Source organism: Emticicia sp. 21SJ11W-3, assembly GCF_024138715.1.
Lineage (GTDB): Bacteria > Bacteroidota > Bacteroidia > Cytophagales > Spirosomataceae > Emticicia > Emticicia fluvialis.
The window spans coordinates 1,950,042-1,966,620 of the sequence record NZ_CP092074.1 but is presented as its reverse complement, the minus strand read 5'-3'; the positions used below and the strand labels follow the sequence as shown (position 1 = coordinate 1,966,620).

Sequence of the window (16,579 nt, the reverse complement as noted above, 5' to 3'; positions counted from 1 at the left end):
CAGGCTCATATCGGCAAAAACTTTTGTTATCCGAAAAGCTCAGTAAAAACCTCTTCCAGTTTACTGGCAGCAAAAATTTCTATCTTATAGTTTTTCGGATTCAAACCTTTCATATTAAACTTTGAAATAAATATCTTAGTAAAACCCAGTTTTTCAGCTTCAGTAATGCGGTTTTCTATTCTGTTTACCGCGCGTACCTCTCCGCCAAGACCCACCTCTGCGGCAAAACAAAACAAATGAGGCACGCTTAGGTCTTCAAATGACGACACCAGCGATGTGCAAATGGCCAGATCAATGGCCGGGTCTTCCACCTTCAGCCCACCTGCAATATTCAGAAATACATCCTGAGTACCCAACCTGAATCCCCCTCTTTTTTCAAGAACGGCCAATAGCATTTGTAAACGCCGGTTATCAAAACCATTGCTGGTTCTTTGAGGCGTACCATAAGTAGCCGCACTAACTAAAGACTGTATCTCAATCAGTAAGGGGCGGTTACCTTCCAGCATGGCAGCAATGGTAATGCCACTCAGGTCTTCTTCGCGCTGCGAAATCAATATTTCTGATGGATTACTTACCTGCCTGAGCCCTTCGCTCTGCATTTCATAAATGCCCAGTTCAGAGGTACTGCCAAATCGGTTTTTGGTGGTACGCAGTATCCGGTAAGTCATGTGCCTGTCGCCTTCAAATTGCAGAACGGTATCTACCATGTGCTCAAGTACTTTAGGCCCTGCCAAAGAGCCGTCTTTGGTTATATGCCCTATCATTATAACCGGCGTATCAGATTCTTTCGAGAACTTCATTAGCTCTGCGGTGCATTCCTTCACCTGCGACACACTCCCGGCGCCTGATTCGATTAAAGGTGAAGTTAGTGTCTGAATAGAATCTACTACTACAATATCTGGTTCTGTCAACTCTATTTGTCTGAAAATATTGTCAGTAGAAGTTTCATTCAGAATGTAACAGCGCTCGTTCATGATACCCATTCGTTCGGCACGCATTTTTATCTGCTGCTCGCTTTCTTCGCCCGACACATACAATACCGTATAATCTTGCAACCCTAGTGCTATCTGAAGCATTAGGGTAGACTTACCAATGCCCGGTTCTCCGCCAATTAAAACCAACGAGCCCGGTACCAGCCCACCGCCAAGCACACGATTTAACTCATTATCCTCAGTTATGATTCTGTATCTTTCATGTTTTGAAATCTCAGCCAGGGTTTTAGGCTTACTGGCCGTTTTAGGTGCGCCAGATGTTGAGAACTTCCAGTTACCTTTCTCGGGTTCTTCTTTTGTGAGAACCTCCTCAACCAGGGTGTTCCACTCACCGCAGGATGGGCAACGACCTAACCATTTAGGTGAATTATAGCCACAATTCTGACAGAAGTATGCGGTTCTGATTTTTGCCATTTAGATTTCTATTAAATTTTTAAAGTCTATGCAGATACACAATTGTTATATAAAATAAATACGTTTTGGCTGTTAAATAAAAAACTGGTAACATTCAGTTTGGAAAATGAGTTTAATAATACAATTTTGAAATTGATTATCGTTAATCATTACAGAAATATTGATGATTCAACTTTACAGTCAGAAACAAAATCATTGTTCATTGCCAACATTTTAACAAAAAACTTTATGAAAAAAATCAAATTGCTTGGTCTTTTTGCTCTTATTACCTGTTATACCTCTGCCGTTGCCCAGTCTGGCATAGGAATTAAAGGCGGTGTAAACTTCAATAAGGTTTATACCGATGCCGGAAACATGGAAACCAATATAAAAGAAAGCCTTGATACCCAGACAGGCTATGTTTTTGGTGCCTTTGGTCGTGTCGGTAATAAGTTGTTTCTACAACCGGAAGTATTATTTGCCCAACGCGGCGGTACCATTGAAGTGCAGAACATTGGCAAAGTAAAGTATAAATACAGTAACATTGATGTACCTGTTCTACTGGGTGTAAAAGTATTTAAATTTATACGCATTATGGGTGGCCCGGTAGCTACTTTTAAAGTTAGCGAAGACCAAAGCCTGAAAGACGCCATTAAGGGCTATTCATCGGGCAGTTTTGATGAAGCCATGAAAAAAGCCACCTTTGGTTATCAGGTTGGTGTAGGCATTAAGCTTTTAAGATTTGATATAGACCTGCGAAAAGAAGGTAGTTTGTCTGAGATATCTGCCCTGAACCTGCAAAACAATGCTCAGTTCAGCCAGAAAGCAAGTGGCTGGCAATTAACACTTGCTCTAAAGATTATTTAAGCATTTACAGAAATGTAACTGTTGGTTAAATGCAAGAAAGTCTCTCTGTTTTAGCGAGACTTTTCTTTTATCTGGCTGCCAGTATTTTTATATCGCTTACTTCCAGAATCTGCTTTTCATACCCTTTTGTTACTGTGTTAATCATAGCCAAACCTACTTCACTGAGTTTCACAACTGCATTTGGGGCAAATAACTTAACAATCGGAAAAAGCCAGCTAAAGTATTTATAATATGGCAGCACATTTTTAAGGCCTCTGGTGGCTTCAATAGCCGCAGGACGGAAGTTAAACACTTGCCTGAATGGCAATTTCGCCAAATCATTTTCGGTTTTTCCTTTTACTCGGGCCCACATTAACCGGCCAGCCTCGGTGCTGTCGGTACCTGAACCTGAAACATAGCAGAATGTCATGTCCGGATTAAGTTTTGCTAATGTAGAGGCTACATGTATGGTTAACGAATAGGTAAGATTGTAATACTGCTCTTCTTTCATGCCCACAGACGAAACCCCCAGACAAAAAAAGCAGGCGTTGTATCCAGTCAGCTGAGATTCAATTGCAGAAAAATCATGAAAATCATTATGAATAATTTCTTTTAACTTAGGGTGCTGCACACCACAAGGCTTTCTGTTAATAACCAATACCTGAGCCACTTCATTGTGTAAAAGGCATTCATGCAGAACCCCCTCGCCTACCATGCCAGTGGCGCCTGTTACAATTACGTTTACCTGAGAAGCCATTTCTATACGTATTTTATTTTACCTGAATCAATTCTGTTTTATTAATCAAATAACACTAATTGGAAAAATTACATTCCATATTTACTTTCAATAAAAGCAACAAGGCAGTTTTTTGATTTTTCAGGATTTACAAAAAATAATTTCCCATTTTGGCAACTATTCCGTATTATATTAGGCTTTTAAAGAAAAAACCGATAACTTTGCGCCAAATAAAATTTTGCACTTCAAAATACCTATAAGCAATGAGTATTAATAAACTCGACCCAATCGACCATAAACTTCTGGAGATTCTCCAAAGCAATGGCAAGATTACCAACGCACAGCTTTCAAAAGAAATTGGATTATCACCTGCACCTACACTAGAACGTGTAAAAAAACTTGAATCATCAGGAATTATTAAAAGTTACCATGCCCAGATTGACAGAGAAAAAGTTGGCCTTGGTGTTATGACTTTCGTTCAGGTTTCTCTTTCAGGCCATAGAAAATCTATTACTGATGCTTTTGTAGAGAAAATACTGAGGGTTCCGGAAATTATTGAATGCCACCATGTGACAGGTTCTTGCGATTTCTTATTGAAAGTTATTGCCAAAGATATTAATTCATATCAAAAACTGATAATGGAAACTATTAATGAAATAGAAGAAGTAGCCAATACACAAACAATGGTTATTCTTTCCAGTTTCAAAGACAGTCAGGTATTACCTGTGCCATGAAAATAACGGCTTTCTATACGAAAGAGCCTTCTCCTGCCGGAAAAGGCTCTTTTTTTATCCGAAAAAATCTTTCGCAAAAGGTTACTTCTTTTTAGCTGCCTTCATTTGTTTCTTCAAATCATCAATCTGTTTTTTGGCTTCTTTATAATTGTCAGATTTCTTTTCGGCATTATTCATCACAATGGTATAATATTGAATGGCCTTCGGATAATCTTTTTCGGTTACTGAAACCTTAGCTAATGCCATATTGGCTGCCAGAAAATATCCCGATTCTTTGGCTTTGGCTTGTTCGGCATATTCTATTGTTTTCAGGTAATACTCTTTGGCTTTGGGTATATCATTTTTGTAATTCATGTTTATATAGCCCAGTATATACGCGGCATATCTGCCAGCAGTGGCTTCATAACCCGTTTTGCCCGAATTAACATTATGCAGCAGCTCTTCAGCCAGTTGCTCAGCCTCTGCCGACTTACCCATAACAAAGGCCGTGCGCGCAGCATACCTATGAAAAAAGGAGTTGTTAGGGTACATCTGATGCAACTGCTGCGCCAGGTAATAGGCTTTCAGGTGCTGGTTTTCCATAGAGTATATCTGCATCAGAAAATACTTGGCTTCCATGCGGGTATAAAAAGCATTTTGTGCTACATACTCCAATTGTTTAATACCATCATTCTTTACACCCTTACGGAAGAAAATCAGCATAGGTTTTAAAGATGGATAATTCTCAGGAATCCACTTTGAATAGTAATTATATAGGCCATCGCCAATAGCCAGTTCGGGGCTGAAATCGCCAAAGCCCCGGCATTTTTCAAGGTATTTCATGGCTTGTTTACTGGCCCAGGCGGCCTTTATCCAGTTTTCACGTTCTGAATGCAAGCGTCCCTTTACAGCATACGCCGCCGACATAAAGAATGCGGCTTCTTTGTCTTCACTGTCATCATCCAGCATGTCATCGGCCAGGTCAATGGCTTTATCCATGTAATAAAAACAGGCGTCGTCATATTTCTCATTCTTACTATCGGGTAGTATCTTCCACCATTCATTCAGGCCAATCAGAAAATAACCAATCGGATGTTCAGGGTATTTCACCGTCAACCACTTAAAATCCCGCTCGGCGGCATCATAATTAAAATTATACATATTATTTATGGCCTCGGTTGCCTCAATTTGTATAGCTCTGTTGGCCAATAATATTTCATGTTGTTTCTTTTTGGTAGTGCCACCAAACCACGAAAACTGCGCAGCAGCAGCCTGCGATACAAGTAAAAGAATCAACCAGCTATATTTTACTCTCATTTTATTCAGATTTTCCAGATTAACGAAAGGAACAAAAATAAAATTGCAAAACTTAAAATTTTCTTAAAATTAATTTTCTAACCCAAAATTACTAAATTGTAGCCAAAATACACCTCCGGCCTTCTGTCGCCAAATAATATGAAACATATAAAAGATAAAAACTTTGTTCAGTTTATTGATTCAGAACAATTACAGAACAGAATCAAAGCCCTGGCACATCAGATAAACAAAGATTATGAAGGAAAGAATCCATTACTGATTGGTGTTTTGAATGGTTCTTTTATGTTTGTGAGCGACTTGTTCAAGTCTATTGAAATTGATTGCGAAATTACGTTCATACGGGTGGCATCCTATCAGAAAACTGAATCGACCGGGCAGGTAAAACAGATCCTGGGACTTACAGAAGACGTAAAATACAGACACGTAATAATTGTAGAAGATATTGTTGACACCGGTCTTACTATGCATGAAGTGCTGGCGCAATTGGCAGCCCAAAAGCCAGCCTCATTAAAAATAATGACCTTGCTACTGAAACCAGATGCCTTGAAAGTACCTTTAAAGGTAGACTATACAGGCTTTGAAATTGAAAACAAATTTGTGGTGGGCTTCGGGCTTGATTATGACGGCCAGGGCAGAAACCTGGACGCCATTTATGTTCTACAACCAGCAGACGAATAGTTTCGCCCAAAGCACCAGTACCGTTACGGTTTCATGATTAAAACAATCTGATTTTTATCGGCCTTAACAATCTTTTTTCTGAAATTGACCCATTCATTATATACCGATGGGGCATGGCGGCCTTTAATGATGCTCAGGTCTCGTTCATAGTAAATGGTATCGCCTTTTAAGCGGGCCTCCGAAATATAGGTACCAAAGCGGGTGTCAATTTTTACGGGTTCAGGTAAATATTCTACCGCATACCCTTTAGGTACTTTAAAAGATATTTTATCTATATCCTGGTAGTTGTTGTTGAGTTGAAGTTCAGTTTTTCTGCTTGCCGAAACCAGAGGTACCCCTCCTTGCTGATTAAACATATTTGCAGTAATAAATGTACGTGTGCCACTTTTGTTGGCTATGTTTCTCAGGTGCAGATTCAGTTTTTCCTCCACAGAAGGTAGTTTATCTTTTTTCTCTTTTAACGAGAAACTGATAATTTCTACACTTGGCAAACTCAGGTTCTTATACAACCACTTTTTCTGGTCGTTGGTGTTTAAAGAATTGGCAACCTCAGCAAAAATCTCATGTTGTAAACCGGTATACTCGGTTTTTATTTCGGCATCAGCTTCGCCGTTTTCATTGATATTTACAAAGGCAGTTCTTAAAAGCTGGTTATCAGACGGTTTATAAGTTGGTGTTTTTACCAGCTTGCCGCCGTTTTCGGCAAGCAGTAGTACGTGCCTGTCGCCGGTAACGCTGCCCAGATAGCCAAACGGATTATTCTGGCTTGTACATTCAAGCCAGAGTGTATCTTTAGGCATGGGTACACATAAAATAACATGATTGAACTGAAAAGAAGGAAAATCTGTCTGAATATCGGCTTTCTTTTCACCGACAAACACCAGCGCCTCATAAGAGTTAATGCCGAGTTCTTTCAGCATACCTTTTGTAAAATTGGTTAATGCCTTACAATCGCCATAGCCTTTGGTGGCCACATCAGTGGCTTTCATAGACTGCCAGCCACCAATACCTAATTGTATGCTAACATACCTTGTATTTGCCTGCAGGTATTCATAAACTTTCTTAATTTTATTGGTTACATCCTGTTCATCTTTTACATGGAGCATTAACTTAGACGTAAAATCAGCAGGCAGCTTATCTCTACCTACATTAAGCTCACCATAAAACCTGGCGATGTCGCTCCATGATTTAATACTGCCTTTATAATCATCTACTTCAAATTGTGTCGGGGCGGTATAAACCCTGGGCATTATTTCTGCGTATCCAGGGCTATTGGTTTCTCGTTCTATTGGTTGCAGGTTATTCACACTCCAACTATAAATAGTGCGGCTATCGTCCTGACTAATGGATACTTTTCCAGGCATATTCTGTTCTTTGTATCTTAGCGCTAAATCCTTTGGCATTGAAACCCTGAACGATGATTTAACCACTGAAGTAAACTCAGCGTTGTCAACTACTGCATCCCAGTCAGGGTAAAACATCATATTCTTCTTAGTAATCTGATAAGAATAATCAATGGTATATGGAAATGACGTATGCGCAAGTGAAGCCACTTTTACGTAGCTGTCTTCAATAGAGTTTTGCCCGGATGCAGTGTTAAAGCTATCAAAGTCGCTCTTCTTCAGCTTTTTTACTGTTTTACCGTAGGCGTCGTATATACTTGCCTCAATACTGTTTATCTTCGTAAACTTATTAAAGTACATGACAATGCTGGCATGTCCATTACCTTTTTCGTCCAGAATCGTAATGGTGCCTTTTACTTTTGTAACGCCTTCTCCGGGATTTTTTACATAGAACTCAGTTTCATGATTACGCACTACCGCATGGGCTTTTTCTTTTAGCTCTGCCGGTATGAATGCAGCAGAAAAGTCTTGCGCAATTGCTTGAAAACTTATCAAAAATACAATGAGGTATTTCATTACTTAATAATTTTTCTTGAGTGTTATTAGCTCATTATGCTTGGCAACTATTTTGTCATAGAACTCTTGCAGAATCGGGTATTCTTCTGCATAATATACTGGTTTCAGAAATTGTACACGGCTGGAAACCATCATGTTTTTTCCGTTTACTGCAACTGAATACATAAACCTGCCTCCGTTTCCGGGCAGGCTTATTACTGTATTTTTGGGTAATTCGGCAACTGAATAACCTTCCGGTATTTCAAAATTACCAATAAATATTTCTTCTTTCGGGTAAGCCATGTCAATAGGATAAACCCGGTCTTTGGTTTTCAAAGGGTTTTCTTCAAACCCTTCAGATAGCATCGGCTTGAAATGAAGCATTTTACCCGCCTTGGTAGCATAATTATTTAGCGTTACCTGGTATTTTGCCTCAAAAGATTCATTGACTGCGGTTGTATTGGCATAATCAGCTTTTTCAATTGTCCACGACTCCTGCTTCTTTTTTACTTCATCCAGATAACTGTCAGCGCCGAGTCTGTTAAAATCTTTTTTAGCTGTTAAATCGCCATACCCTCCGTAAGACCTCGTAATTACACCCTGCAATTCGCCGTCTTCACTCAACGAAAGATCTGCCTTTTTAAATTTAAGTTCTTTCTCAGCGGGTGCCAATGAAACAAACCTCGGCTTTTCAGGATGCACCAACCAACCCTTGCCATTCAGGCACTGAACCGGTAGCATCCCTGGTTTCTGGTATTCATCAGTGGCATCCAGTAATAAATCTTTACCATTACGCTCAATATGTGCAACTACATAATTAAATCTTTTGCGCAGTGCAAACTGCTCATGAATTTTGCCATGGCTTCTGGTACTTAAAATAACAGGATTGGCATCAAACCCGAGTTCTCTTAGTAAGGCAATCAGTAACAGATTTATGTCGCCGGCGTCACCCGTCCGTGAATCAAATACTTTCCGGATACTGTTTGAATACAGACCGTCCATCCTGTTCCACTTAATATTTTTCTGAATATATTCACAGGCAGCTTTTATTCGGCTTGATGAATCAGCATAGGTTTTTGAAATATCTTTGGCTACCCCAGATAAAAAACCAGTATGTTTTAACTGCCCCCCCAAAATAGAGGCCTCAAGCATTGTATTGTTAAGCGAAGGGTAGTCTAAAGAAAAATCTTTTATTAGGTACCCGGGCCAATTGACAGATGCCAGTTCAAAATCCATCTTCGTTACATAGTCGCTCGATGTGGTAATAAAAGCCTCGTTCCTGAAAGCAGGCACGTCTTTCATTATAAACCTTTGAAACAAACCACTTTCTGTCTGTGTCCCGAATGATACATTCACAGGTTTTGTCTGATTATCTGTCAGGTCTAAATAGCCTGACATCAGAATGCGGTAATGAAAAAACGAAGGAATAGTAATTTCATAAATGCTCCACAATGCAGGATACAGCCCCTGAAAAGACCAGGGCTTAGGGTTATTGGATATAGAAAAAGGTGTTTCTATATTGAACGAATACTCAATTACTGACCCCACCTTAACATTAGGCATAACTATTTTTACATCCTGTACATTACCAACCGGCTTTTCAGAGAAAATAGATTCTTTGGTAAGCTTGTCTCTTTTAATTTCACCGTTTTCAAGATTATATGTATAACCTTTAATATCGTTAATATACTCGCTTTTATCAGCACCGTCTTTGTAGATTTGCCTGGCGATGGTTCCTAAATCCAATGCAGATTTTTTAAGAATTTTTATCCTTCCATGGTAGGTAAATCTGGTTTGAATAATGTTATTGCGCAAATCAAAAGTGGTTGTGCCGTGGTCATATAGAAAAACGGCGTCGGCAGTTGAGTCTGCCGGGTACACATTCATTTCAACTTCGGCTCTGCTTATCTCGCCGAATTTCACTACAGGTTCTGTATTTTTTTGCGCATAAACCAGATTTGCACAGCTAGTTCCAGCAGTAATAGTAATTTCTTCATAAAAGTTTGCGATAATAAAAAATGAAACAAAATGTAATAAAGCCCCTTGAAAAACCTGCCGGTTTTACTTCTTCTTTAAAACAATCTGCTCGCCCTGTTTAGCCATCATTTTAGTAAATAACTCTTTCAGCTCAAAGTACTCATCCGAAGAAAAAACTGATTTTGCAATCAACAACTGGCTTGTTAATTCAATTACTCCGTTTTCGGCCTTTATCATAAAAAGATATTTCCCCTTATTGTTAGGCAGATAGATATTCATATAAGTGGGCAGGCTTTCTACAGTGTAATTCTGAGGAATAGTATATCTTGCCATAATTGTCTCCTGAATACCGTATCCAAAATCAACTGGATACCGTCTTTCTGACTGCATAAACGGGTTTTTACTTTGGGCTTTCCATAAAAGTGGCTGCATGAATATCCTGTCACCGGCAATAGAATAGGCCTCGTTAATGGTGGTTTTGCAATGTAATCTGGCGTCTCCACTTTCACTTTCCTTTAATGAAAAGGAAGGATTCTCAAACTGTGTAAATTGAGCTTTTAGTTTTTCTATGTATTTCTCACTGCCTTCCTCATCAATCTCGGCTTTCCTTTCACTACTTCCATATCCATAAAAAGTTTCAGTAAAGTAACCTTTCAACTGCTGGTCTTCAGCTATATCAAATACTAATTCAATGGTACTTTGCTTTCGTCCGTTAGGAGCCAGTGAAACCCATTTTGGATTTTTTGATACAAGCCAGCCACGTTCGTTCAGGCATCGTTTAGGCAGCATATTCATTTTTACGTATCTGTCGCTGGCATCAAGCAAAAAATCTTTGCCATTAACCATAATATGAGCAACGCTATAATTAAAACGGTCTATGAGCGCTATTTCGGTAAGCACTTTACCATGTGCCCTGGTGCTTAACAATACAGGATTACTGTCGTAGCCCAGCTCATTCAACACAGCAACCAGAATAAGATTTATTTCTGTTGATGTGCCCTGTTTTTTTTCATATATCTGGTCTAGTTTTGCTGTAACAACAATGCGGTTTTCGCCATTCCAGTTGACGGTGTTTCTAATATAATCATAAGCCGCACCAATAATTGCCATTGAATCTTTTGAAGCTGCTTTTGCTGTTATTTCGGCGGCAATTTTTTTGGCAGTTTTACCAAATTTCCTGATAGCTACACCATAATTACTTTCTTCCAAAAGTGTTTTTGTAAGGTCTTTATAGGTTACAGAATAAACGCGCTCTCCGGTGGTTGGGAAAACCGTCCGGGCAAGCTCAAAATCTATCGAACTCCTGTAGTCTTCTACGGTAGTCATGAAATCGTCAGGTCTTAAGGCAGGCAGGTCTTTCATGGCAAAATGATATGCCAGATAAGGGTCTTTTATTTCTTCTCCTAAAGGCGTAACTCGTGTAATAAAGACTGATTTACCCTCTTTTACTTCTTTAATGGCAAAAGGATGATAACCAAAGTAGGTAAGTTTGAAATCAAAATAACCCGGTATTGTAGCTTTAATACCACTCCATGCCACTGGTATGTCTTGCTGAAATGACCAGTTACGTAAAAAATACCATAAAGGAGATTCGATGGAATAGCTGAGGTCAATAACCGAACCCTCTTTTACCTGTGGAAATATGATTTTCATTTCACGGGTATTGTTGGATGTTTTTTCCTCAAAGATTGACTTACTGGTCAATTCTGTAATTTGAACTGTGCCGTTCTCAAGGTTGTAGGTCATGCCTTTAATATTCCGCACCAGCTCCTGCCTTTCCATTGATGATTCAAATCTGAAAGGAATTGTCATTGTGCCTCTTTCAAGCCCTGACTTCTTTAGAATCTTTATGCGCTTATGAAAATTATAAGCCACTACTGGTATATTGTCCTGAAATGTGTAGGAATAGTCGGCAAAATCATAAAGTACAACGGCCTCGGCTGTTGAGTCCTTGGCATAGGTTTTCATTTCCAGTTCAGGTAAACTATAAACCCCAAATTTAACATTGGGCACCTGGATCTGCGAAAAAACTAAATGTGAAAAAGTAGAAAGCAGTAGTAAAACAGCAATGCGCTTCATAAAAATTGAGGATAATGGGTGGTTAGTCATTAGCATGCGGCAAATATCAGGTAATTATCCAAAGACATCAAAAGAATCAGTATTTTTTTATTTTCAGGCATCACAAAACTAACGATTGCAGGAAAAATTAATCGCGGAATTGAAAAAAGAGGTCATTGACCCTTGCAGGGAATGACCTCTTTTTCCGGCGATATTGGTTTTTCAGTCAATAAGTGCCTTTATAACAACAGGCTGGTGGTCTGACGGATACCGTTGTTCTTTGGCATCGGTAAGTACACCGTATTTCAGCACCTTTATTTTTTTATCTACAAAAATGTAGTCAATTCTGTTATTCATTGGGGCATCAAACTTAAATGCATTAAATGTACCCTCAGGGCCGTACGGAGGCATAATAGTTACATTATGGGCGTCGTTCAAAAGGGTTTGTATTTCTTTAATTTGTTCCGTTTCCGGGGTTGAATTAAAGTCGCCTGTACAAATAGCTGGTGCGTCAGCGGCAATTTCCTTAATTTTTTTAACCATTAGTTTGCCTGACTGCCTGCGCGCCTCAACCCCCTGGTGGTCAAAGTGTACGCTAAAGAAATAAAAGCTTTTCCGGGTGGTTAAATCCTGAAACTTGGCCCATGAGCATATTCTGTTGCAGCAGGTGGCATCCCAGCCTTTTCCGGGTTTATCAGGAGTTTCACTCAACCAGAAATCACCAGATTTCAACACTTTGAATCTTGATTTTTTATAGAAAATTGCCGAGTGTTCTCCTGCTTTATCACCGTCATCGCGGCCTTTGCCGATAAACGCAAAATCCTTCATTTCGGCAATATCATCCAGTTGTACTCTTAAACCTTCCTGTGTTCCGAAAATATCAAACTCATGAAAACCGATAAGCGCCTTAACAAACTCTTTTCTGTTAGGCCAGGCATTAACGCCATCGTTTGGTGTATTATAACGCAGATTATAAGTGGCTATTACAAGCGGGGTGTTTTTTTGCGAATAGCTTGTTGATGTGGCAAGCATACCAAAAAAAAGAACTAAACAACTGAGTCTCATAGTTAATGGTGTTGGTTTTGTTGAAAATTGAATGTTTCAGAAATTGTATATCTGACAGCGCAAAGTAAATAATAGATTTTCAGAAAAGGCAACAAACCAACCCAAAATAGTAATTGCTTAACAATAACATAAAATAAAGGGCTGGCAAAACCAATGCCAACCCTTTCATAGACTATCTAACCTGTAACCATTTTAATTCTTCTTTACTAATAACTTAAGGGTGTCGGCATTTATACCGGTAAATACGCCCAGCCCGTTGGTAATACTTGAAGGCGGTGTGCTCAGGTTCTGAGTGGTTGTTCCGCTTGATTGGTACAAAGCCGAATAATCTGGATTGATACGGTAAAGTATTACATCATAATTGCCGAAGTACTCGAGGCTCTGGGGCTGAATATTGCTATGGGTGCCCAGGACTGGTTCATTTGAAATTCTAAAACGGATAGTCGGAAACTCTGACCCGGACGGCGGAATAATGATTTGAACGGGCTCAGTTTCGGTGTTTTCCAGAGCAATAAAATGATAAACGTTATCGGGGTTGCTCCATGATAACTCTATAGGTGTGTTATTAAAACCACCGCCCAAGCCACCGCCGCCGGGGAACCCACCACCAGATAAGTTTATCTGCGTTCTGGAAATTTCATTTGTACTGATAGCCATCCCAACCGGCTTTTCGGGTATGTCTGTTTCTGCACTTATTGTTCTGCCCTTGTAATCAAACTCCATTTTATACTTAACGGGGGGTTCTTGAATTAATTCACTGTCTGCGGATGTGTACACCCCATTGCCTTCTGATTTAAGTATAAAGACCTTCCCGTTACTACCTGTAATTTTAATGCTTAGGTCATTGATAGGCTCCGAGACACCCTCAGAGGTCTCGGCATACGGAATCTCGGTATATACTTTCATGCTTACCCGATGCCCCGGTGCCAGATAAGCCTCTACAATTGGTTTTTCGCCGGGGTTTACAACAGTATTGGTGTCGGTGCAACTTACTACAGTGGTAAGCAGCGTTGTAAACACTATTAATTGGTATATCTTTTTCATCTTTGTGTTTCTCATTTAAGTTTCCAGGTTATGGTGACATTAGGCGTAAAACCCAGATAATTTACATTGGTGGTCTGAAGAATCGTCAGGTCGTCGTCAGTAATAACCTGGAATCGCTTATACCAGACATTGGTTCGGTTATACAGATTGAAAACCGAGAACCCTACGTTAAACCTCGGGCTAAAATTGTAAGTGGCCGATACATCCATGCGGTGATACGCAGGAAACCGGTTGGCGTTTTTATCTGACGGATTCGTAAAGTTTCTGACGGTGCCATCAAGAAGAGTAACCTGATATGCCCCAAGTATAGAGGTATAAGGCCTGCCGGTTGAGTAAATCCAGGTTGCGGCAAAATCCCACTTTTTATATTTGTAAGAACCCACTATCTTGAACTGATGGCGTACGTCCTGATCTGAATAGTACGGCTTATCTGAGAAAGCCGATATTTTGCGCTTTGCCTCGGCCAGGGTGTAGCCAATCCAGCCATTAAAATCACCAAATTTCTTCTGAATCAGTACATCCACACCATTAATGGTTTCGTCGCCGTTAAAGAATGTTTCACTGGCTGCCAACATGCGGTTAAGCTGCGGTACAAACCTTAGTGTATATTCTGTAACATCGGTACTTTTTTTCTGATAGAACTCTACATCGATGAGGTAGTCTGATGTTTCATAGCTACCTCCCAGAATTAAATGTTTGGAGCGGGTAACCGGAAGTGTTGAAGAATTAGACAACACCCAGAAATTCCGGTTACCCTGTGAAATATCCTCGCGGTTAATCTGCTTCACAAACTGGTAATAAATACCGGCTGCTCCTTTAAGTTTCAGTTTTTGGGTTAAGTTAAAATTAGCTGAGAACCTGGGCTCAAAATAGTTTTTTTGAGTTACATCAAAATAGGTCATTCTAATACCCGGATTGATATGCAAGCGCGAACCAAAAATCTTTATCTGGTCTTGCACATAAGCGGTGTAAGTACTGCCTGTATCGTTTCTGTCTAACACCTTGATGGTGTCATTCTGGCTGTATGTATATTTAATATTATTGCGGGTAGCCTGCCATCCGAAATCAAGCTGATTATTGGGAAGAAGTTTCCATTCAAAATCCATTTTGGCTGTTACGTCAGACAAATTGTTATCTTCTATCTGTCCTATACGAACATCGCGGTCTACGCTGTCTCTGGTTATGGTCATCAGGCGGCTGTTATCGCGGTTGCTATAATAATTAGAATAACTTATTAAAGCATTGCTGTAAAATTTGTCACCCCATTGCCTTGACCACTTCAGGCTTCCACCCAGATTACCCCAGTTTGAAACATCATTGGTGGCTGTATTAAAGCCACGGCCACCGCCAAAGCCGCCACCCGGCCTGCCAAAACCTGTCAGGCTTGAGCTGCTGGAATTATCCATATTATCGGTTCCGTTATAAAGGCTCAGCGACACAATATCGTTTTTGGTTGGGCGGTAAGTGAGTTTTGAGTTTAAATCATAAAAATACGAGCTGGCTACCTGTTGCTGACCAAAAGAACCGAAGGGGTTTCTGCCACTTCCACCCGGCAAACCAGTAGCGGGTTGATTCTGATTGCTGTTTTCTGAAGTAAAACGCTCAAAAAGCTTTTTATATAATGGCCCTTTCCACGACCGGCGGCCAGCAACCAAAAATGTAAACTTTTCTCCAAGCGGGGTTTCAATATAGGCGTTTGTACTCAACAGGCTTACGTCGACTCCGGCATTAAATTCCTTTTTGTTACCTTCTTTTCCTGTAATTTCAGCCACTGCAGAGATGCGCCCGCCGAACCGGGCATCAAAGCCCCCTTTGTAAAGCTGAATGTCTTTTATGGCATTGTAGTTAAAAGCTGAGAAAAATCCGAAAAGATGGTCGACATGGTATACTGTAAAGCCATCATATAAAACCAGAGTCTGGTCGGGCGTGCCACCTCTTACATACAAGCCTGATGACGACTCATTTGAGGCACTTACGCCTGGCATGAGCTGAAATGCCCTGAAAGGGTCTCTTTCGCCCACATTGGGTAGCCGGGCAATGTTGCGGGGTGTCATTTTTATCATCCCTACAATTTCATTTGCTTTTAGTACCTCCGTTTTTTTCTCCATTACAGTAACCTCTTCAAGCGTGCCGATGGCAGGTTCAATTTCAATTTTTAAGTCTTCCAGGTTTAATTTGGGGTTCAGATGAAATAATCTGGTAACAAAACCTACATAGCTTACCTCAAGCGTTACCGTGTCGGTCGGCACCTTTAGCAATGTAAAGTGCCCGTCGACATTTGTCTGGCTGCCAGCCTTAGCGCCTTTAATAGCCACCGTGGCAAATGGGAGGTTTTCTCCACTGGTAGCATCAACAATTCTACCCGTGAGCGTAAAATCAGCCCTGGTTGGCTGCCCGTCAAATTTTCTGTCAACAACGGTTTCAATCTTTTTATTCTTACCTGCTATGTGTATTACATCGTTTTCGTCCAGATAAAACTTAAGCGGCACTTTCTTAAAAACGGCTTTAAGACCATCAAGAAAGGTCTCGTTGGTAAACCAGTAGGTAATAGTGTAAGGTTTCACTTCTTCTTTGTCATAGTCTATTTTTAACTTATACTTTTTTTCCATAGCAGCAAGCACATCCACAAGCGGTATGTTATTGAAAAACTCGTCTTTTATTAGAGGGTTACCAGGTGTGGGTTTCATAGCCTTTTGGGCGAAGCTTTCCCCCGTCAGGCCAATCAGTATAAAAAGAAAAAGAATGCGGAAATGTTTATTTGACATACAGGCATAGGATTTGTTCACAGTCAATGACGAGGCTGCTGCTTAAGGGGATGCCGGCCTGTTTGCAAGTGTAGAGAATTAACGCTTATGTGTAGAT

12 protein-coding genes are annotated in these 16,579 nt (G+C 40.2%); 3 read left to right on the top strand and 9 right to left on the bottom strand.

Annotated elements, in window-relative coordinates; all coding sequences use genetic code 11:
- Positions 1-26: 26 nt before the first annotated feature.
- Entirely contained in the window at positions 27-1,406 is a 1,380-nt protein-coding gene (gene radA / locus MB380_RS08315) for a DNA repair protein RadA (RefSeq protein ID WP_253534493.1), read from the bottom strand.
- 228 nt (positions 1,407-1,634) lie between these two features.
- On the opposite strand from radA, the gene MB380_RS08310 reads away from it, so the two are divergent.
- Positions 1,635-2,252: a porin family protein gene (locus tag MB380_RS08310; RefSeq protein WP_253534491.1), complete on the top strand. Its 618-nt coding sequence runs from the start codon at positions 1,635-1,637 to the stop codon at positions 2,250-2,252.
- Positions 2,253-2,319: 67 nt separating this feature from the next.
- Here MB380_RS08310 and MB380_RS08305 read toward each other — a convergent pair whose 3' ends face one another.
- Positions 2,320-2,988, bottom strand: coding sequence for an NAD-dependent epimerase/dehydratase family protein (locus MB380_RS08305; RefSeq protein WP_253534489.1), 669 nt, complete (start codon positions 2,986-2,988; stop codon positions 2,320-2,322).
- Between the two features lie 242 nt (positions 2,989-3,230).
- Here MB380_RS08305 and MB380_RS08300 point away from each other — a divergent pair, with 242 nt between their 5' ends.
- The gene (locus MB380_RS08300) at positions 3,231-3,701 is read left to right on the top strand and encodes an Lrp/AsnC family transcriptional regulator (protein WP_101728498.1); all 471 of its coding nucleotides are present in this window, start codon (positions 3,231-3,233) and stop codon (positions 3,699-3,701) included.
- 81 nt (positions 3,702-3,782) lie between these two features.
- Here the strand turns inward: MB380_RS08300 and MB380_RS08295 are convergent, their stop codons facing one another.
- Positions 3,783-4,997: a lipopolysaccharide assembly protein LapB gene (locus tag MB380_RS08295; RefSeq protein WP_253534487.1), complete on the bottom strand. Its 1,215-nt coding sequence runs from the start codon at positions 4,995-4,997 to the stop codon at positions 3,783-3,785.
- A 138-nt stretch (positions 4,998-5,135) separates the two neighbouring features.
- On the opposite strand from MB380_RS08295, the gene hpt reads away from it, so the two are divergent.
- Positions 5,136-5,675 carry a hypoxanthine phosphoribosyltransferase gene (hpt, locus tag MB380_RS08290; RefSeq protein ID WP_253534486.1) on the top strand — a complete coding sequence of 180 codons (540 nt, stop codon included), beginning with the start codon at positions 5,136-5,138 and terminating at the stop codon, positions 5,673-5,675.
- A gap of 23 nt (positions 5,676-5,698) precedes the next feature.
- On the opposite strand, the gene MB380_RS08285 is transcribed toward hpt, so the two are convergent.
- From MB380_RS08285 to MB380_RS08260, 6 genes are all read right to left on the bottom strand, one after another.
- Positions 5,699-7,594 carry a DUF3857 domain-containing protein gene (locus tag MB380_RS08285; protein ID WP_253534485.1) on the bottom strand — a complete coding sequence of 632 codons (1,896 nt, stop codon included), beginning with the start codon at positions 7,592-7,594 and terminating at the stop codon, positions 5,699-5,701.
- Between the two features lie 3 nt (positions 7,595-7,597).
- The gene (locus tag MB380_RS08280) at positions 7,598-9,496 is read right to left on the bottom strand and encodes a transglutaminase domain-containing protein (protein ID WP_253534483.1); all 1,899 of its coding nucleotides are present in this window, start codon (positions 9,494-9,496) and stop codon (positions 7,598-7,600) included.
- 138 nt (positions 9,497-9,634) lie between these two features.
- Positions 9,635-11,518, bottom strand: coding sequence for a DUF3857 domain-containing protein (locus tag MB380_RS08275; protein ID WP_253534481.1), 1,884 nt, complete (start codon positions 11,516-11,518; stop codon positions 9,635-9,637).
- Positions 11,519-11,830: 312 nt separating this feature from the next.
- Positions 11,831-12,673, bottom strand: a complete 843-nt coding sequence (locus MB380_RS08270) for an endonuclease/exonuclease/phosphatase family protein (protein WP_253534479.1) — start codon at positions 12,671-12,673, stop codon at positions 11,831-11,833.
- A 192-nt stretch (positions 12,674-12,865) separates the two neighbouring features.
- Positions 12,866-13,717 (bottom strand): DUF4249 family protein, encoded by an 852-nt coding sequence (locus tag MB380_RS08265; RefSeq protein WP_253534477.1) that lies wholly within the window; start codon positions 13,715-13,717, stop codon positions 12,866-12,868.
- An 11-nt stretch (positions 13,718-13,728) separates the two neighbouring features.
- A complete protein-coding gene (locus MB380_RS08260; protein WP_253534475.1) occupies positions 13,729-16,482 on the bottom strand; it encodes a TonB-dependent receptor domain-containing protein in 2,754 nt (917 codons plus the stop codon).
- Positions 16,483-16,579 lie beyond the last annotated feature (97 nt).